Origin of the sequence: Burkholderia sp. DN3021 (genome assembly GCF_049805555.1) — a bacterium.
Taxonomy (GTDB): domain Bacteria; phylum Pseudomonadota; class Gammaproteobacteria; order Burkholderiales; family Burkholderiaceae; genus Burkholderia; species Burkholderia pyrrocinia_C.
The window spans coordinates 19261-38053 of the sequence record NZ_JBNCAB010000055.1 but is presented as its reverse complement, the minus strand read 5'-3'; the positions used below and the strand labels follow the sequence as shown (position 1 = coordinate 38053).

At 67.2% G+C, this 18793-nt stretch carries 18 protein-coding genes; 17 read left to right on the top strand and 1 reads right to left on the bottom strand.

The window, feature by feature from the left end; genetic code table 11:
* The first annotated feature begins 51 nt into the window (after positions 1–51).
* From ACPUER_RS24410 to fliR, 9 genes are all read left to right on the top strand, one after another.
* Positions 52–528, top strand: coding sequence for a CidA/LrgA family protein (locus ACPUER_RS24410; RefSeq protein WP_175962649.1), 477 nt, complete (start codon positions 52–54; stop codon positions 526–528).
* A gap of 13 nt (positions 529–541) precedes the next feature.
* A complete protein-coding gene (locus tag ACPUER_RS24405; RefSeq protein WP_175962648.1) occupies positions 542–1264 on the top strand; it encodes an LrgB family protein in 723 nt (240 codons plus the stop codon).
* A 182-nt stretch (positions 1265–1446) separates the two neighbouring features.
* Complete coding sequence (gene fliL / locus ACPUER_RS24400) at positions 1447–1983, top strand: flagellar basal body-associated protein FliL (protein WP_047899414.1); 537 nt, start codon at positions 1447–1449, stop codon at positions 1981–1983.
* 22 nt (positions 1984–2005) lie between these two features.
* Positions 2006–3004 (top strand): flagellar motor switch protein FliM, encoded by a 999-nt coding sequence (gene fliM, locus ACPUER_RS24395; protein WP_175962647.1) that lies wholly within the window; start codon positions 2006–2008, stop codon positions 3002–3004.
* Positions 2997–3488, top strand: coding sequence for a flagellar motor switch protein FliN (gene fliN / locus ACPUER_RS24390; protein WP_175962646.1), 492 nt, complete (start codon positions 2997–2999; stop codon positions 3486–3488). The genes fliM and fliN overlap by 8 nt, the downstream gene beginning before the upstream one ends.
* Positions 3485–4069: a flagellar biosynthetic protein FliO gene (gene fliO / locus ACPUER_RS24385; RefSeq protein WP_310139151.1), complete on the top strand. Its 585-nt coding sequence runs from the start codon at positions 3485–3487 to the stop codon at positions 4067–4069. The genes fliN and fliO overlap by 4 nt, the downstream gene beginning before the upstream one ends.
* 36 nt (positions 4070–4105) lie before the next feature.
* Positions 4106–4867 (top strand): flagellar type III secretion system pore protein FliP, encoded by a 762-nt coding sequence (gene fliP, locus ACPUER_RS24380; protein WP_072442583.1) that lies wholly within the window; start codon positions 4106–4108, stop codon positions 4865–4867.
* A 20-nt stretch (positions 4868–4887) separates the two neighbouring features.
* Positions 4888–5160 carry a flagellar biosynthesis protein FliQ gene (gene fliQ, locus ACPUER_RS24375; protein WP_006401718.1) on the top strand — a complete coding sequence of 91 codons (273 nt, stop codon included), beginning with the start codon at positions 4888–4890 and terminating at the stop codon, positions 5158–5160.
* A gap of 23 nt (positions 5161–5183) precedes the next feature.
* Positions 5184–5966, top strand: a complete 783-nt coding sequence (fliR, locus tag ACPUER_RS24370; protein ID WP_072442581.1) for a flagellar biosynthetic protein FliR — start codon at positions 5184–5186, stop codon at positions 5964–5966.
* A gap of 118 nt (positions 5967–6084) precedes the next feature.
* Here fliR and ACPUER_RS24365 read toward each other — a convergent pair whose 3' ends face one another.
* A complete protein-coding gene (locus ACPUER_RS24365) occupies positions 6085–6573 on the bottom strand; it encodes a type II CAAX prenyl endopeptidase Rce1 family protein (protein WP_425132350.1) in 489 nt (162 codons plus the stop codon).
* Between the two features lie 466 nt (positions 6574–7039).
* Between ACPUER_RS24365 and ACPUER_RS24360 the strand changes: the two genes are divergently transcribed.
* The 8 genes from ACPUER_RS24360 (at position 7040) to ACPUER_RS24325 (ending at position 18786) form a co-directional block, all read left to right on the top strand.
* Positions 7040–8047: an ABC transporter substrate-binding protein gene (locus ACPUER_RS24360; protein WP_425132349.1), complete on the top strand. Its 1008-nt coding sequence runs from the start codon at positions 7040–7042 to the stop codon at positions 8045–8047.
* A 122-nt stretch (positions 8048–8169) separates the two neighbouring features.
* The gene (locus tag ACPUER_RS24355; RefSeq protein WP_034183780.1) at positions 8170–8967 is read left to right on the top strand and encodes an ABC transporter ATP-binding protein; all 798 of its coding nucleotides are present in this window, start codon (positions 8170–8172) and stop codon (positions 8965–8967) included.
* Between the two features lie 38 nt (positions 8968–9005).
* Positions 9006–9863 carry an ABC transporter permease gene (locus tag ACPUER_RS24350; protein WP_152860449.1) on the top strand — a complete coding sequence of 286 codons (858 nt, stop codon included), beginning with the start codon at positions 9006–9008 and terminating at the stop codon, positions 9861–9863.
* 88 nt (positions 9864–9951) lie between these two features.
* On the top strand, positions 9952–11319 hold the full coding sequence (locus ACPUER_RS24345) for a sensor histidine kinase (protein ID WP_425132353.1): 1368 nt from the start codon (positions 9952–9954) through the stop codon (positions 11317–11319).
* A 12-nt stretch (positions 11320–11331) separates the two neighbouring features.
* Positions 11332–12009, top strand: coding sequence for a response regulator (locus ACPUER_RS24340; protein WP_072442557.1), 678 nt, complete (start codon positions 11332–11334; stop codon positions 12007–12009).
* Positions 12010–12272: 263 nt separating this feature from the next.
* Positions 12273–13403: a porin gene (locus ACPUER_RS24335; protein ID WP_175962643.1), complete on the top strand. Its 1131-nt coding sequence runs from the start codon at positions 12273–12275 to the stop codon at positions 13401–13403.
* A 338-nt stretch (positions 13404–13741) separates the two neighbouring features.
* A complete protein-coding gene (locus tag ACPUER_RS24330; RefSeq protein WP_425132348.1) occupies positions 13742–15760 on the top strand; it encodes a site-specific DNA-methyltransferase in 2019 nt (672 codons plus the stop codon).
* Complete coding sequence (locus tag ACPUER_RS24325) at positions 15760–18786, top strand: type III restriction-modification system endonuclease (protein WP_425132347.1); 3027 nt, start codon at positions 15760–15762, stop codon at positions 18784–18786. Before ACPUER_RS24330 ends, ACPUER_RS24325 begins: the two co-directional genes overlap by 1 nt.
* Positions 18787–18793: the final 7 nt, after the last annotated feature.

The window sequence follows — 18793 nt, the reverse complement described above, 5'->3', positions numbered from 1 at the left end:
GGGGAAACCCTATACTCGCACCATCAACGGAATTTCTGTAGGGAGCCCGCCATGACCAAGCCGACCGCCGCACTCGCCGCCCGCCCTGCCGCCTCCGGCAGCATGACGCGTACCGGCCGGATCGCGCTGCAGGCCGCCGCGCTCGGCGCGCTGTGGCTGGCGGTCGACTGGGCCGTGCGCACTGTCGGGCTGCCGATCCCGTCCGGCGTGATCGGCCTCGCGGTGCTCCTCGTGCTGCTGTTCTCGGGCCGCGTCGCACCCGCGTGGGTGAAGGACGGCGCGAACTGGCTGCTGTCCGACATGCTGCTGTTCTTCGTGCCGGCCGCCGTCGCGGCCGTCCAGTACGGCGGATTGTTCCGCGAGGACGGCTGGCGCATCGCGCTGGTGATGCTCGCGGGCACTGCGTTCGTGATGGTCGCGGTGGCCGTCGCGGTCGACCTCGCCGCGAAGCTCGAACGCCGGCTCGCCGCGCAGCGCATGTTCGCCGAACGCCGCCGTGCGCGCCTGAGCGCCGTGTCCGCCCACTGAGCCGGAGCCGCGCATGCCTGCCTTGCTGTCGAACCTGTCCGCCGACCACGTGAATACCGCGATCTCGTTCGGCTGTTTCGTGCTGACGGTCGTGCTGTATTTCGTGTCGAAGCGGCTCTATGCGTACAAGAAGACGCTGCTGTTCTCGCCGCTCGTGTTCGTGCCGGGCGTGCTGGTGCTGCTCGTCCTGCTGACCGGCATCCCGTATTCGGTCTACTTCCGCGACACGCGCTGGCTGATGTGGCTGCTCGGCCCGGCGACGATCGCGTTCGCGGTGCCGATCTACGAGTATCGCGACCTGATCCGCCGGCACTGGCTGTCGCTGTCGGTCGGCGTCGCGGTCGGGATCGGCGCGGGCGTGTGCGGGTCGCTGCTGCTCGCGAAGCTGCTGCACCTGTCGCCCGAACTGCAGCGCTCGCTGATGACGCGCTCGGTGTCGACGCCGTTCGCGCTCGCCGTGTCGGACAAGATCCACGCGCCGAAGGACCTCACGGCCCTGTTCGTGATCGCGACCGGCATCTGCGGGATGCTGCTCGGCGAGATCGTGCTCGCGCTCGTGCCGATGCGCACGCGGCTCGCGCGCGGCGCGCTGTTCGGCGCGGCCGCCCACGGCGTGGGCACCGCGAAGGCGCGCGAGATCGGCAGCGAGGAAGGCGTCGTGTCGAGCCTCACGATGATGATCGCCGGCGTCGCGATGGTGCTGATCGCGCCGCTGCTGACGCTGCTGCCGATCTGACGGCCCGCGCCGGGCGGCCGACGCCCGCCGGGCATGCCGGGCCGCCCCGGCCGCGCCCGGAATGACCGCCCTCCGCGGTTGTCCCCACCCTGCAGCGAGCCGACGCCCGGCCGACAATCGGCTGAGATAGCCGCAAATCCCCCCTCTTTTCCGCCCATCGGGCTCGGCCCGGATGCCGAACAATGCATGCTACGAGACATCACGCACGCATTCACATGGCCTCCACGACCGCAAACCCGACCGCCGACAAGCCGGCTTCCTCCGGCAAGTTCAAGCGCATCGCGCTCATCGCCGTCATCGCGCTGGGCGCGGCCGCCGCCGCAGCCGGCGGCATGTACGTGTTCCTGAGCAAGGAAGGCGTCGGCCATGCGAGCGCACCTGCCGAGCCGGCGCCGCTCGCCGCGCCGGTATTCTTCCCGCTCGACCCGCTGACCGTGAACCTGCAGTCGGACGACGGCGCGCAGCACTACCTGCGCGTCGGCCTGTCGCTGAAGCTCACCGACCCGAAGGCGCAGGAGCAACTGACCGCGCGGATGCCGGAGATCCGCAGCCGGATCCTGCTCGCGCTGTCGAACAAGCATCCCGAGGATCTCGCGACGCCGGACGGCAAACGTTCGCTCTCGAAGGAACTGCGGGAACTGATCGAGCAGCCGACGCAGCCGGGCAACCAGCGCGCGAAGGTCGACGACGTGTTGTTTACCGAATTCGTCGTCCAGTAACGCGGCCGCGAAAGGAGCGCGCATGGGCCACCAGGAGTTCATGTCCCAGGAGGAGGTCGATGCCCTCCTCAAGGGCGTCACGGGCGAAACCGATGCAGTCGACGAGCACCGCGACACATCGGGCGTCCGCCCCTACAACATCGCGACGCAGGAGCGGATCGTCCGCGGCCGGATGCCCGGCCTCGAGATCATCAACGACCGCTTCGCGCGCTTGCTGCGGATCGGCATCTTCAACTTCATGCGGCGCACGGCGGAAATCTCCGTGAGCCAGGTGAAGGTGCAGAAGTACAGCGAGTTCACCCGCAACCTGCCGATCCCGACGAACCTGAACCTGGTGCACGTGAAGCCGCTGCGCGGCACGTCGCTGTTCGTGTTCGACCCGAACCTCGTGTTCTTCGTCGTCGACAACCTGTTCGGCGGCGACGGGCGTTTTCACACGCGCGTCGAAGGCCGCGATTTCACGGCCACCGAGCAGCGGATCATCGGCAAGCTGCTGAACCTCGTGTTCGAGCACTACGCGACTGCGTGGAAGAGCGTGCGGCCGCTGCAGTTCGAATTCGTGCGCTCGGAGATGCACACGCAGTTCGCGAACGTCGCGACGCCGAACGAGATCGTGATCGTCACGCAGTTCTCGATCGAGTTCGGGCCGACGGGCGGCACGCTGCACATCTGCATGCCGTATTCGATGGTCGAGCCGATCCGCGACGTGCTCAGCTCGCCGATCCAGGGCGAGGCGCTCGAAGTCGACCGCCGCTGGGTGCGCGTGCTGTCGCAGCAGGTGCAGGCCGCCGAGGTCGAGCTGAGCGCGAATCTCGCCGAGATCCCGTCGACGTTCGAGAAGATCCTGAACCTGCGCGCGGGCGACGTGCTGCCGCTGGAAATCGCCGACACGATCACCGCGAAGGTCGACGGCGTGCCGGTGATGGAGTGCGGCTACGGAATTTTCAATGGTCAATATGCGTTGCGCGTGCAGAAGATGATCAGCGCGGGCGATTCGATGAAGGAAGGTGGATATGAGTGAGCTGAACCAGACGCCCGAGGACGACGTGCAAGCCATCGCCGATGCGGCCCTCGCGGTATCGGCCGCCGACACGCAGGCGGCACCGGCCGCGGCGGAAGAGGAGCAGGGGCTGGACGACTGGGCCGCCGCGCTTGCCGAGCAGAACCATCAGCCGGTGCAGCCGGGCGCGACGGGCGCCGGCGTGTTCCAGCCGCTGTCGAAGGCTGCGGCGAGCTCGACGCACAACGACATCGAGATGATCCTCGACATCCCGGTCAAGATGACCGTGGAGCTCGGCCGCACGAAGATCGCGATCCGCAACCTGCTGCAGCTCGCGCAGGGCTCGGTGGTCGAGCTGGACGGCATGGCGGGCGAGCCGATGGACGTGCTCGTGAACGGCTGCCTGATCGCGCAGGGCGAGGTAGTGGTCGTCAACGACAAGTTCGGCATCCGCCTGACCGACATCATCACGCCGGCCGAACGCATCCGGAAGCTGAATCGATGAACGTTGTGCAGCCCGGCCGCCGCGCGCGCATCGCGATCGCGGCGGCGCTTGCCGTCGCCGCTTCGCTTTCCGTGTCGCTCGCCAGTGCGCCGGCCGGCGCCGCCGACATGAACGCGGTGAATAACGCCGGTTCGATCGCGTCGAGCGTGACGGTCGGCTCGGCCGCGCCGTCGCTCGGCATCGGCGCGGTGTTGCAGACGCTCGTCGGGCTCGCAGTCGTGATCGGTCTCGTATTCGCGTGCGCGTGGCTCGCGCGCCGCTTCGGCTTCCAGCCCGCACGGCGCGGCGGCCCGCTGAAGGTCGTGTCGAGCGTCGGGCTCGGCGCGAAGGAAAGCGCGACGATCGTCGAGATCGGCGACACCTGGCTCGTGCTCGGCGTCGCGCCGGGCAACGTGCGGCTGCTGCATACGCTGCCGGCCGGCCCGGCGGCGGCAACCGCCGCCGCGGCATCGGGTTCGGCCGACGCACCTGCCGGCGCCGTCTCGTCCGAAGGCGGCCTGCCCGGCACGTTCGGTTCGCGGTTTCGCGACGCGCTCGCGGGCGAAGCCGCGAAGCGGCTCGGTCGCGGCAAGGACCGCTGACATGGCGCCGCGCCCTCTTTCCGTTCCCGCATTCCGATGAAACACGAATTCCTGCGTCGCGCGGCGCGCTTCGCGCCCGTGCTGATCCTCTGCGTCGCTCCCGCGCTCGCATACGCGCAGGCGAACGGCCTGCCCGCGTTCAACGCGAGCCCGGGCCCGCACGGCGGCACCACCTATTCGCTGAGCGTGCAGACGATGCTGCTGCTCACGATGCTGTCGTTCCTGCCGGCGATGGTGTTGATGATGACGAGCTTCACGCGCATCATCATCGTGCTGTCGCTGCTGCGACAGGCGCTCGGCACCGCGACGACGCCGCCGAACCAGGTGCTGGTCGGCCTCGCGATGTTCCTCACCTTCTTCGTGATGTCGCCGGTGCTCGACCGTGCGTACAACGACGGCTACAAGCCGTTCTCCGACGGCACGATGCCGATGGAGCAGGCCGTGCAGCGCGGCGTCGCGCCGTTCAAGACCTTCATGCTGAAGCAGACCCGCGAGACCGATCTCGCGCTGTTCGCGAAGATCTCGAAGGCGGCGCCGATGCAGGGGCCCGAGGACGTGCCGCTGTCGCTGCTGGTGCCGGCGTTCGTCACGAGCGAGCTGAAGACGGGTTTCCAGATCGGCTTCACGGTCTTCATCCCGTTCCTGATCATCGACATGGTCGTCGCGAGCGTGCTGATGTCGATGGGGATGATGATGGTGTCGCCGTCCACCGTGTCGCTGCCGTTCAAGCTGATGCTGTTCGTGCTGGTCGACGGCTGGCAATTGCTGATCGGCTCGCTCGCGCAGAGCTTCACGTAAGCAGCGGAGGAACACGCGCGATGACGCCCGAACAAGTGATGACCCTCGCGCACCAGGCGATGATGGTCGGCCTGCTGCTCGCCGCTCCGCTGCTGCTGGTCGCGCTCGCGGTCGGCCTCGTCGTGAGCCTGTTCCAGGCCGCGACGCAGATCAACGAGGCGACGCTGTCGTTCATCCCGAAGCTGCTCGCGGTCGCCGCGACGCTCGTGATTGCCGGCCCGTGGATGTTGACGACGATGCTCGACTACCTGCGGCAGACGCTGCTGCACGTCGCGACGCTCGGCGCCGGCTGAGCCGCGCGCACCACCCGGCGGCGATGTTCTCGGTTACCTACGCGCAGCTCAACGGCTGGCTCACCGCTTTCCTGTGGCCGTTCGTGCGGATGCTCGCGCTCGTCGCGACCGCGCCCGTCGTCGGTCACGCGGCGGTGCCCGTGCGCGTGAAGATCGGCGTCGCCGCATTCATGGCGCTGGTCGTCGCGCCGACGCTCGGCGCGATGCCGGACGTCACCGTGTTCTCCGCGCAGGGCATCTGGATTGTCGTCACGCAGTTCCTGATCGGCGTCGCGATGGGTTTCACGATGCAGCTCGTGTTCGCGGCCGTCGAGGCGGCCGGCGACTTCATCGGGCTGTCGATGGGGCTCGGCTTCGCCACTTTCTTCGATCCGCACACGAGCGGCGCGACGCCCGTGATGGGACGCTTCCTGAACGCGGTCGCGATGCTCGCGTTCCTCGCGGTGGACGGCCACCTGCAGGTGTTCGCCGCACTCGCCGCATCGTTCCAGTCGCTGCCGGTGTCGGCCGACCTGCTGCACGCGCCCGGCTGGCGCACGCTCGCCGCGTTCGGCGCGACCGTGTTCGAGATGGGACTGCTGCTCGCGCTGCCGGTGGTCGCGGCGCTCTTGATCGCGAACCTCGCGCTCGGCATCCTGAATCGCGCGGCGCCGCAGATCGGCGTGTTCCAGGTCGGCTTTCCGGTGACGATGCTGGTCGGGCTGCTGCTCGTGCAGCTGATGGTGCCGAACCTCGTGCCGTTCGTGTCGCACCTGTTCGACATGGGGCTGGATGCGATGGGGCGAGTGCTGCTCGGCTGGCGCTGACGCGCGGATCATTCGTCCCGAGGTACGGGCGCTGCCTCGGCCGATTTGGATTCAGGGCCTATTCATCCGGCCAATTGGCGACGATTCTCCCGATTGACCCGGGAACGATTCGTTCGCATCAGATGAGGATACTTGCCAGCGTGTTGCGGGCGGCATGGGCGGTGGCGACGACCAAAAAGGGACGGCCGCCGGGGTAATCACGCAGCACGAAGACCGTTGCGAAAATCAGCCCGCCCCATAAAGCGACTGCCACGTACAGGATGCTGTAGCCGTGCGTCGCACTGAACACAAGAGTTGAAGCACCAATGGCTGAGCAAACACTCGCTCCGAATGTGCGGCGAATCAACCGAATGGGAAGCCACTGGAATAGAAATGTTTCCACTATTGGAGCAACGAGTGAGCCGACAAACAGGCGAGTCAATAGGTCGTACTTCACTATTTCAGGCAGCGCACCGGAGGAGGGGCCGGGTGAAAGTCCGAATACAAATTGGGCACTCCAGACAAAAATGCCGGCAACGTATGTGAGAACCCAAGTCAGAAGCGCGGAAACGAGCACCGGGCTACGCGAGATAGTACGAATCACGCTGTTATCGGAGCAGTCTTTCATTGCAATTCGCCACCAATTCAAAGGGGAGTCTCTAGAGGTCGTCGGCAATGGCGATGGTGGTTGGATTCATTGCATGGTCAACATGAAATATCGATTCGAAACCTGTTCCGAATCGATCAAGGAAAAATCACAGTCGGAACACTGCGCAACGCGATGCTTCCTGTCGACCGACGATGTTGTCGAGATGTCATGTTTCCGTAGTTGGTCTGCGCGCAATGGATGACTCTGTTCGTATATGCCAAAGCGTAATGGCGAGAAACCGGCATTTGACAGGCCCGTTTTCATTCCAACCCGCGGCGCGGTCCGGCTGGGAGTACGTTCTTCGAGCATTCGTACCGGATTCGTGGAAAACCCCTAAACGAACCGCCCCCCCGCGAAAGGTTGCAGAAGGTTTCGCGTCCCTATACTCGTCGTGACGATGCAGCAAGCATCGCGCCATACGAATACAACGAACGGAGACGACCCGATGCGATCCACCCTGCGCACCCTCGCCGTTGCAGCCAGCCTGAGCTGCGCGCTTGCCGCTCACCCCGCCTTCGCCGCCGACGACGGCGGCAAGGTCACGATCATGGTCGGCGGGATCGCGAAGCTGATCTACCTGCCCGCGCGGCTCACGCAAGAGCTCGGCTACTTCAAGGCCGAAGGGCTCGACGTCGAGCTGCTGTCGCAGCCGGCCGGCGTCGACGCCGAGAACGAGCTGCTGGCGGGCGCCGTGCAGGGCGTCGTCGGCTTCTACGACCACACGATCGACCTGCAGAGCAAGGGCAAGGACGTGAAGGCGATCGCCGTGTTCGGCCAGGTGCCGGGCGAAGTCGAGATGGTGTCGACCAAGGCCGCGCCGACCTTCAAGTCGATGGCCGACGCGAAGGGCAAGACGCTCGGCGTGACGGGCCTCGGCTCGTCGACGAGCTTCCTCACGCAATACCTCGCGCTCGCGCACGGCGTGCCGTCGACGCAGTACACGATGCTGCCGGTCGGCGCCGACGCGAGCTTCATCGCCGCGATCAAGCAGGGCCGCATCGACGCCGGGATGACGACCGAGCCGACGGTGTCCGCGCTCGAGAAGATGGGCGACGCGAAGGTGCTGGTCGACATGCGCACGCTGGAAGGCACGCGCGCCGCGCTCGGCGGCACCTACCCGGCCGCGAGCCTGTACGTGCAGTCGGCATGGGCCGATTCGCACAAGGCGGAAGCCACCAAGCTCGCGCACGCATTCGCGAAGACGATGCAGTTCATCCACACGCACAGCGCCGAGGACATCGCCGCGAAGATGCCGGCCGACTACCAGAAGGACAAGGCGCTGTACGTGAGCGCGCTGAAGGCGTCGCTGCCGATGTTCACCGCCGACGCGAAGATGCCGGCCGACGGCCCGGCGACGGTGCTGAAGGTGCTGTCGGCGTTCAACCCGTCGGTGAAGGGCAAGCACATCGACCTGGCGCGGACCTACACGAACGATTTCGTGAACGCGAAGTAGTCGATATCGGTCAGGCGCCGGCGGCGGCGATCCCGCCGCCGTGCGTTCCCCGTTCCGGCCCGGTTGACCGGCCCGGCGTTGCGTCACGATGCGATGCCCTCTTCACCCGCAGGACGAATGCGATGACCCAGGCAGTCTCCCCGAGCACACCGGCGATCGAGTTTCGCAACGTGTCGTGCCGCTTCATTTCGCCGGAAGGCAAGGCCACCGTCGCGCTGCGCGACTTCAGCATGAGCGTCGCGCGCGGCGAGTTCATCGCGATCGTCGGGCCGACCGGCTGCGGCAAGTCGACGACGCTCAACCTGATCACCGGGCTGCTCAAGCCCGTGTCGGGCGAAGTGCGCGTGATGGGCCGCCCGGTCGACGGGATCGACCCGCGCATCGGCTTCGTGTTCCAGGCCGACGCCGTGTTCCCGTGGCGCAACGTGATCGACAACGTCGCGGCGGGCCCGCTGTTTCGCGGCCGCTCGAAGGACGTCGCGTATGCGCAGGCCGAGGAATGGATCCGCAAGGTCGGCCTCGACAAGTTCACGAAGCATTACCCGCACCAGCTTTCCGGCGGGATGAGGAAGCGCGTCGCGCTCGCGCAGACCTTCATCAACCAGCCGGAAATCCTGCTGATGGACGAGCCGTTCTCCGCGCTCGACATGCAGACGCGCACGCTGATGCAGGACGAGCTGCTGCAGCTCTGGTCCGCGAACAAGGGCTCGGTCGTGTTCGTCACGCACGACCTCGAAGAGGCGATCGCGCTCGCCGACCGCGTGTTCGTGCTGACCGCGCGCCCCGCGACGCTCAAGCACGTGTACGAGATCGACCTGCCGCGCCCGCGCGTCACGTCGGAGATTCGCTACGACACGCGCTTCATCGAAATTTCCAAGGACATCTGGCACGACCTGCGCGAAGAAGTGCAGATCGGCTGACGCATACGCCGCACGGCAAGAACAGCAAGGACAGGAGCATGACCGACATGACGCTTCCCCCCACCGCCCTTCCGGCGACGACGCTCGAGGACGACGAGCGCGCCGCGCAACGCCGGCTGCGCCGCCGGCGCAACCTGATCGTCACGCTGCGGATCGCCGTGCTCGTGCTCGTGCTGGGCGGGTGGGAACTCGCCGCACGGCTCAAATGGATCGATCCGTTCTTCTTCTCGATGCCGTCGCTGATCTTCGCGCAGCTCCAGGACTGGTTCGCGAACGGCACGTCGCAGGGCCCGCTGCTCACGCAGGTGTGGGTCACGCTCGAGGAAACCGGCATCGGCTTCGTGATCGGCTCGGTCGCCGGCGTGATCTGCGGGATCGTGCTCGGCCGCAACAAGCTGATGGCCGACGTGTTCGGCCTCTACATCCAGATCGCGAACTCGATTCCGCGCGTCGTGCTCGGCTCGATCTTCGTGATCGCGCTCGGCCTCGGGATGGCGTCGAAGATCGCGCTGGCCGTCGTGATGGTGTTCTTCGTCGTGTTCGGCAACGCGTTCCAGGGCGTGCGCGAAGCCGACCGCTACCTGATCGCGAACGCGCAGATTCTCGGCGCGTCGCGCCGGCAGATCACCACGGCGGTCGTGATCCCGTCCGCGCTGAGCTGGATTCTCGCGAGCCTGCACGTGAGCTTCGGCTTCGCGCTGGTCGGCGCGGTCGTCGGCGAATTCCTGGGTTCCAAGCAAGGCATCGGCCTGCTAATCTCCACCGCCCAGGGCGCGTTCAACGCGAGCGGCGTGTTCGCGGCGATGATCGTGCTGGCCGTGGTCGCGCTGGCCGCCGACTACCTGCTGACCTGGCTCGAGAAGCGGCTCCTGAAGTGGCGCCCCGCCGCGTTCTGAACGCAGCGTCCGGACGCCTGACATGACACTCCCGACCGCGCCGGCGACCCCGGCGCGGTTCGGCATTTCGGAGAAGGAGCGCAACAGGATGGCGCACAGCCTGCGCGGACGGCTGCTGTGGTGGCTGCTGCTGCCGCTCGCGGTGTTCGTGCTGATCGCGGGCGCGATGTCGTACGACACCGCGCGGACCACGGCCGGGCTCGTGCAGGACAGCGCGCTCGTCGCGTCCGCGCGCACGATCGGCGAGGACATCGAATGGCGCAACGGGCGGCCGGCGGCCGACGTGCCGCCGGCTGCGCTGGAGATCTTCGAATCGCCGTCACGCGATTCGGTGTTCTACAAGGTGATCGACGGCCACGACCGCCTGCTCGCGGGCACGCCGGCGCTCGACATGCCCGCGCGGCACGGCGTCGAGCCGACGCTGTACGACACGGCGCTCGACGGCGTGCCGCTGCGCGCGGCGGCCTACGATCGCCAGCTTTACAACGAGGGGCAGATCGAGACGGTCACGGTCGTCGTCGCGAAGACGGTGCGTTCGCGCAACGCGATGATCGACACGATCTGGCGCCCGCAGCTCGTGCGCCTGTCGCTGATGCTGATGCTCGCGGTGGTGCTCGTCTACCTCGGCCTCACCTTCGAGCTGCGCCCGCTGATGAAGCTGAAGGACGATGTCGCCGACCGCGGGCCGATGGAGCTGGAGCCGATCCGCCCCGAGCGGCTGCAGCACGAGCTGCGGCCGATCGTCGACGCGATCAACCAGTGCATCGCGCGGCTCAACACGCATACGGCCACGCAGCGCAGGTTCATCGCGGACGCCGCGCACCAGCTGCGCACGCCGATCGCGGTGCTCGACACGCAGATCCAGTACGCGCAGCGGCGCGGCCACGACGATGCGGAACTTACGTCGGTGCTCGACAGCATGCAGCGCAGCAGCCGCAAGATGGCCGACGTGACCGACAAGCTGCTGCTGCTCGCGCATGCGGAAGCGACGCCGTCGACGCTCTTGACCCATCGCGTCGATCTCGCGGCCGTGGTGTCGAGCGTGCTCGAGGAAACGATCGTGCTCGCGCAGCGGCGCGACATCGACCTCGGCGCCGATCTCGGCGAGCGGCTCGACGTCGCGGGCAGCGACAGCCTGCTGACCGCGCTGGTGATGAACCTCGTCGACAACGCGGTGCGCTACACGCAGCCGGGCGGCTGCGTGACGGTCGCCGCGCGGCGCGACGGCGACGCGATCGTGCTCGACGTGGTCGACAACGGCCCCGGTATTCCAGCCGAAGCGCGGCCACACGTGTTCAAGCGCTTCTACCGCGTGTCGGCCGACACCGAGGGCTCGGGCCTCGGGCTCGCGATCGTCCGCGAGATCGCGCAGGCGCACGGCGGCAGCGTGTCGCTCGCGCCGGGGCCCGGCAATCGCGGTATTGTCGTGACTGTACGGCTGCCCGCCTATGATTGACGAGATGTCCCCATGAAACTCCTGCTGGTCGAAGACAACGCCGAACTCGCGCACTGGATCGTGAACCTGCTGCGCGGCGAGGATTTCGCGGTCGACAGCGTCGGCGACGGCGAGCGCGCCGACACGGTGCTGAAGACCGAACGCTACGACGCGGTGCTGCTCGACATGCGGCTGCCCGGCATCAGCGGCAAGGAAGTGCTCGCGCGGCTGCGGCGCCGCAACGACAACGTGCCGGTGCTGATGCTGACCGCGCATGGCTCGGTCGACGACAAGGTCGACTGCTTCGGCGCGGGCGCCGACGATTACGTGGTGAAGCCGTTCGAGTCGCGCGAGCTGGTTGCGCGGATTCGCGCGCTGATCCGCCGGCAGGCCGGCGTCGGCACGACGCAGCTCGTGTGCGGCGATCTCGTCTATGCGTTCGGCACGCGCGAATTCCGCTGCGGCGAAACGGTGCTCGCGCTGCGCCGCCGCGAGCACGCGATCCTCGAAACGCTGATGCTGCAGCAGAACAAGACGGTGTCGAAGGCGCGGCTGATGGACAGCGTGTTCGCGCTCGACGACGAGCCGAGCGCCGACGCGATCGACATTTACATCCACCGGCTGCGCAAGCATCTCGCGGGCAGCACGGCCGAGATCATCACGCTGCGCGGGCTCGGTTACATCCTGCGTGCGAAAAGCGCGCACGACTGACGGGCGTTCCTCCTCGCCCCCGAACATCGATTCGTAGCACGAAACGTCACCGGAAACCCGGCGTCCGCACGCCTGCACCATCCGCTATTGTTGCGCGTTCGGTGTTTTCACCGATCCGATTCTTGCGTCGGGGAAAGCGTCGTGAAGGATTGCACCCTCTACGATGCTACGCGTCGGCCCGCTCGCTGTGGCCGACAAGAGTCGGCATACATTACGTACTGCCAACGACCAGATTTCAATACGGCAGCTCGGAGGAGACGATCTTGAAACGAAAAACCCTTGCCCTTTCCATCGCGGCGGCAGGCCTGTGCGCCGGCACCCACGCGCATGCGCAGTCGAGCGTGCAGCTCTACGGCCTGATGGACCTGAGCTTTCCGACCTACCGGACCCACGCCGACGCGAACGGCAAGCACGTGATCGGCATGGGCAACGAAGGCGAGCCGTGGTTCAGCGGCAGCCGCTGGGGCCTGCGCGGCGCCGAAGACATCGGCGGCGGCACGAAGATCATCTTCCGCCTCGAAAGCGAATTCGTGGTCGCGAACGGCCAGATGGAAGACGAAGGCCAGATCTTCGACCGCGACGCGTGGGTCGGTGTCGAGGACGAACGCTTCGGCAAGCTGACGGCCGGCTTCCAGAACACCATCGCGCGCGACTCGGCGGCGATCTACGGCGACCCGTACGGCTCCGCGAAGCTGTCGACCGAGGAAGGCGGCTGGACCAACTCGAACAACTTCAAGCAGATGATCTTCTACGCAGCCGGCCCGACCGGCACGCGCTACAACAACGGCATCGCGTGGAAGAAGCTGTTCGGCAACGGCATCTTCGCGAGCGCCGGCTACCAGTTCAGCAACTCGACGCAGTTCGCCACCGGCTCCGCATACCAGGTCGCGCTCGGCTACAACGGCGGCCCGTTCAACGTGTCGGGCTTCTACAACCACGTCAACCACGGCGGCTTCAGGAACCAGACGTTCTCGGTCGGCGGCAACTACACGTTCGACATCGTGCGCCTGAATGCCGGCTACTTCCGCTACAACGGCGACCAGGGCGCGCTCGGCCAGCGCCACGACGATTCGTGGACGGTATCGATGAAGATCGCGCCGAAGGGCGCGCTCGACTACGAACTCGGCTACCAGCAGATGCGCGTCAAGAACGCCGCGAACAACGCGGACGGCTTCACGCCGAACGCGAACCTCGGCGCGTTCAGCCTGACCAACGGCGTCGCCAACGGCTTCAAGGAGACGATCTACGGGTCGGTGTTCTATCACCTGAGCAAGCGCACCGAGGTGTACCTGGCCGGCGACTACATGAAGCTGCATGGCGGCTACACGGCGGCGTCGACATTCGGCGCGAAGAACCAGCTCGAACTGACTTCGGGCATCCGTACGCGTTTTTGACCGGAAGCGGGGCCCATCGCGCCCCGCCGTTCCCTCCGTCCGGGATTCTTCTCCATGCGGGCACGCCGGCGCTTTGCGCCGACCGTGCCCTTTTTTTTGTCCTTTCCGCGGTGCCGCTCGACGCCCGCGAAGCGGCCGCCGGCCGACCGCGCGACAACCGGCCCGAACCCGCTTGCGGCCCGTCCGGCGGGCGATCGCGGCCGATGCGCGCACGCCCGGCCCACATCGGCGCTTGACCTGCGCCGACCGACTCGCTAGCGTTTCGGGTTTGCCCGGGCGGCCATTGCCGCCGGTGCCGTGAGCGCGCCCGACGTCCTGGCGCGCGCGGCCGGGCTCCGATGGAAAAGACGATGCAGAAACTCGATGCGGCCAGCCCGCAGGCGATGTCGACGGATTTCACCGCCGACAACGTCGCGCGCCTGAAGGCGCTGTTCCCCGAACTCGTGACCGAAGGCCCTGACGGCGCGTCGGTCGACGTCGACGTGCTGAAGGCGCTGATCGGCGAACGCACGGTCGGCGACGCCGACGAGCGCTACGGCTTCCACTGGCACGGCAAGCGCAGCGCGCGCCAGGCCGCGCTGACGCCGTCGACGGGCACGCTGCGCCCCTGCCCCGACGACAGCGTCGCGTGGGACGACACGCGTCATCTCGTGATCGAGGGCGACAACCTCGACGTGATGAAGCTGCTGCACAAGAGCTACGCGGGCAAGGTGAAGCTCGTCTACATCGACCCGCCGTACAACACGGGCAGCGATTTCGTCTATCCGGACGACTTCAGCGACAGCATCCGCCACTACCTGGCGATGACCGGGCAGACCCAGGGCGGCGCGAAGCGCAGCACCAACACCGAGGCGAACGGCCGGTTCCACACCGACTGGCTGAACATGATGTATCCGCGCCTGAAGCTCGCGCACGCGCTGCTGTCCGACGAAGGGCTGATCGCCGTGCACATCGACGAGCACGAAGTGCATGCGCTGGTGCTGATGCTGCGCGAGATCTTCGGCGAGGAGAACGAGCTCGGCGTCGCCGTGTGGGACAAGCGCAACCCGAAGGGCGACGCGCGCGGCGTCGCGTACCAGCACGAATCGCTGGTGCTGTTCGCACGCAATGCCGAGACGCTGCTCGAACAGGCGCCGCTCAAGCGCCCGAAGCGCAATGCGCAGCGCATGCTCGACGCCGCGCATGACGCGGTGTACCGCAGCGGCAACCCGAAGGATGCGCAGAAGGCATACCGCGCGTGGATGAAGGCGCAGACCAACCTGTCCGGCGGCGAAGTGATGTACGACCGGCTGTCGGAAGACGGCCGCGTGTACCGCCTCGTGTCGATGGCATGGCCGAACAAGAAGAAGGCGCCGGAAGAATATTTCACGCCGCTGATCCATCCGGTCACCGGCAAGCCGTGCGCGATGCCGGCGCGCGGCTGGCGCAACCCGCCCGCGACGATGCAGGCGCTGATCGAGCGCGGCCAGATCGAATTCGGCGCGGACGAAAGCACGCAGCCGCAGCGGATCTACTACCTCGACGAGAACATGTACGAGAACGTGCCGTCGGTGCTGCCGTTCGCGGGCTCCGACGACGCGCTGCTGAAGACGCTCGGGATCCCGTTCGACCAGCCGAAGCCGGTCGATTTCGCGGCGGCCGTGATCGGCTGGTGCACGCGCGGCGACGACATCGTGCTCGACTGCTTCGCGGGCTCCGGCTCGACCGGCCACGCGGTGATGCAGGTGAACGCGACCGACGGCGGTGCACGCCGCTACGTGCTCGTGCAATTGCCCGAAGCGCTCGACCGCCGCGACAAGACGCAGCAGAGCGCGGCCGATTTCTGCACGAAGCTGAAGAAGCCCGCGACGCTCGCCGAAATCACCAAGGAGCGCCTGCGCCGCGCCGCGCAGCAGGTCGCGCGCGACTATCCGGAAAGTTATGGCGACCTCGGCTTCCGCGTGTATCGGCTCGACACGACCAACGTGATCGAATGGGATCCGCGCCGCGACGATTTCGACCATGCGCTGTTCGCGTCCGTCGAGCACGTGAAGACCGGCCGCACCGAGGACGATCTGCTCGCCGAGCTGACGCTGAAGCTCGGCCTCGACCTGTGCACGCCGGTCGAGCATCACCAGATCGCCGGCAAGGCCGTGCACCTGATCGGCCGCTCGATCGTCGCGTGCTTCGACGCACGCATCTCGCGTGACGACGCGGGCCCGCTCGCCGACGGCATCGTCGGGTTGCTCGACGCGACCGGCGCGTCGCACGATGTGACATGCCTGTTCCGCGACAGCGGCTTCGTCGACGACGTCGCGAAGCTCAATCTCGCCGCGCTGCTCGAACAGCACGGCGTGAAGCGCGTGCGGAGCCTGTGATGCGGCTGCATTTCGAAGCGGATCTCGACTACCAGCGCGACGCGATCGACGCCGTCTGCGACCTGTTTCGCGGCCAGGAATCGTATCGCGGCGACTTCAGCGTGCTCGCGAACGCCGCGCCCGGCACTACGGCCGCAGCTCAAGGCTCGCTCGGCTTCGCGGTATCGGAACAGGGCGTCGGCAACCGGCTGTCGCTGACCGACGACGCGCTCGCGCGCAATCTCGCCGACGTGCAGTTGCGCGGCGGGCTGCCGCCGTCCGGCCTGCCCGGCTCGCGCGACTTCACCGTCGAGATGGAGACCGGCACCGGCAAGACCTACGTGTACCTGCGCACGATCTTCGAGCTGAACCGCCGCTACGGCTTCACGAAGTTCGTGATCGTCGTGCCGTCGATCGCGATCAAGGAAGGCGTGCACAAGACGCTCGCGATCACCGAGGATCACTTCCGCGCGCTGTACGCGGGCGTGCCGTACGACTACTTCCTGTACGACTCGGCGAAGCTCGGCCAGGTGCGCCACTTCGCGGCGAGCGCGGCGATCCAGATCATGGTGATGACGGTTGCCGCGATCAACAAGAAGGAAATCAACAACCTCTACAAGGACAGCGAGAAGACCGGCGGCGAGAAGCCGATCGACCTGATCCGCGCGACGCGGCCGATCGTGATCGTCGACGAGCCGCAGAGCGTCGACGGCGGGCTCGAGGGCCGCGGCCGCGAAGCGCTGGCTGCAATGGCGCCGCTCTGCACGCTGCGCTATTCGGCGACGCACGTCGACCGTCACCACATGGTGTACCGGCTCGACGCGGTCGACGCGTACGAGCGCAAGCTCGTCAAGCAGATCGAGATCGCGTCGGCGATCGTCGAGGATGCGCACAACAAACCGTACCTGCGGCTCGTCGGCGTGTCGAACCGGCGCGGCGCGATCAGCGCGCGCGTCGAGCTCGACGTCGCGACGGCGGCCGGCGTGAAGCGCCAGATCGTGTCGGCCACCGACGGCGACGATCTCGAACGCCTGACCAAGCGCGCGCTGTACGCGGGGCTGCGGATCGGTGAAGTGCATGCGCTGAAGGGCGCCGAATACGTCGAGCTGCGCCATCCGGAAGGCGAGGCGTTCCTGTCGCTCGGCGAGGCGTTCGGCGACATCGACACGCTCGCCGTGCAGCGCGAGATGATCCGCCGCACGATCCGCGAGCATCTCGACAAGGAGCTGCGCCTCGCGGAGCGCGGCGTGAAGGTGCTGTCGCTGTTCTTCGTCGATTCGGTCGAGCGCTATCGCCGCTACGACGAGAACGGGATGCCCGTGAAGGGCGACTACGCGCTGATCTTCGAAGAGGAATATGCGCGCGCGGCGCGCGTGCCGGCCTATCGTGCGCTGTTCGACGGCGTCGACGTCGCGCTCGAAGTCGGGCGCGCGCACAACGGCTACTTCTCGATCGACCGCAAGGGCGGCTGGACCGACACGAGCGAGAGCAGCGCCGCGGCCCGCGAGAATGCGGAACGCGCGTACGGCCTCATCATGCGCGAGAAGGAAGCGCTGCTGTCGTTCGACACGCCGCTGAAGTTCATCTTCTCGCACTCGGCGCTGAAGGAAGGCTGGGACAACCCGAACGTGTTCCAGATCTGCACGCTGCGCGACATCCAGACCGAACGCGAGCGCCGCCAGACGCTCGGCCGCGGGCTGCGCCTCGCCGTCGACCAGGACGGCGAACGCGTGCGCGACGCGGGCGTGAACACGCTCACCGTGATCGCGACCGAGCGCTACGAGTCGTTCGCGGAGAACCTGCAGAAGGAAATCGAGGCCGATACGGGCATCCGTTTCGGGATCGTCGAGGAGCATCAGTTCGCGGCGCTGCCCGTGCAGGAAGGCGACGGGCCCGCGCATGCGCTCGGCATCGAGCTGTCGCGCGTGCTGTGGACCCATCTGCACGAACAGGGCTACGTCGACGCGCAGGGCAAGGTGCTCGATCGGCTGAAGGATGCGCTGCGCCAGAGTGCGCTCGTGCTGCCCGATGCGTTCGAGATGCTGCGTGCGCCGATCGTCGCGACGCTGCGCAAGCTGTCGGGCCGCTTCGCGGTGCGCAATGCGGACGAACGCCGCGCGATCGCGCTGCGGCGCGATGCGTCGGGCAAGGCCGTGGTGTTCGGCGAGGATTTCCGCGCGCTGTGGGACCGTATCCGCCATCGCACCGTGTATCGCGTCGAGTTCGACAACGCGAAGCTCGTGCGCGACTGCGCGGCCGCGTTGCACGACGCGCCGGACATCGCGCGCGCACGGCTGCAGTGGCGCAAGGCCGAGATCGATATCGGCAAGGCCGGCATCGAGGCGATCGAGGTGGCTGGCGCCGGCACGGTGCTGATCGACGAAGGCGAGTTGCCGCTGCCCGACCTGCTCACCGAACTGCAGGACCGCACGCAACTGACGCGCCGTTCGCTCGCGACGATCCTGGCCGACAGCGGCCGGCTCGACGATTTCCGCGTGAATCCGCAGCAGTTCATCGCGGTCGCGGCCGAGGCGATCAACCGCTGCAAGCGGCTCGCGCTCGTCGCGGGCATCGCGTACCGCAAGCTCGGCGAGCGCCACGTGCATGCGCTCGAATCGTTCGAGAGCGAGGCGCTGACCGGCTATCTGCGCAACCTGCGGCCCGATGCGCGGAAGTCGATCCACGAATCGGTCGTGTGCGAGACGGACGCGGAGCGCGCGTTCGCCGATGCGCTCGAAGCGCACGACGGCGTGAAGCTGTACGCGAAGCTGCCCGCGTGGTTCCGCGTGCCGACACCGCTCGGCAGCTATCACCCGGACTGGGCCGTGCTCGCGGAACAGGACGGCGGCGAGCGGCTGTACTTCGTCGTCGATACGCCGAATGCGGACGGCAACGTGCCGAGCGAGCACGAGCGCGCGAAGCTCGCGTGCGGCGAAGCGCATTTCCGTGCGCTGGTGGATGGCGACGGCGCGGCGCGCTTCGTGCGCGTCAGGCACGCGGACGCGTTGTTCGAGCCCGCGGCGCCGCTGGCGGGCGCCGGGCGCTGAAACGAAC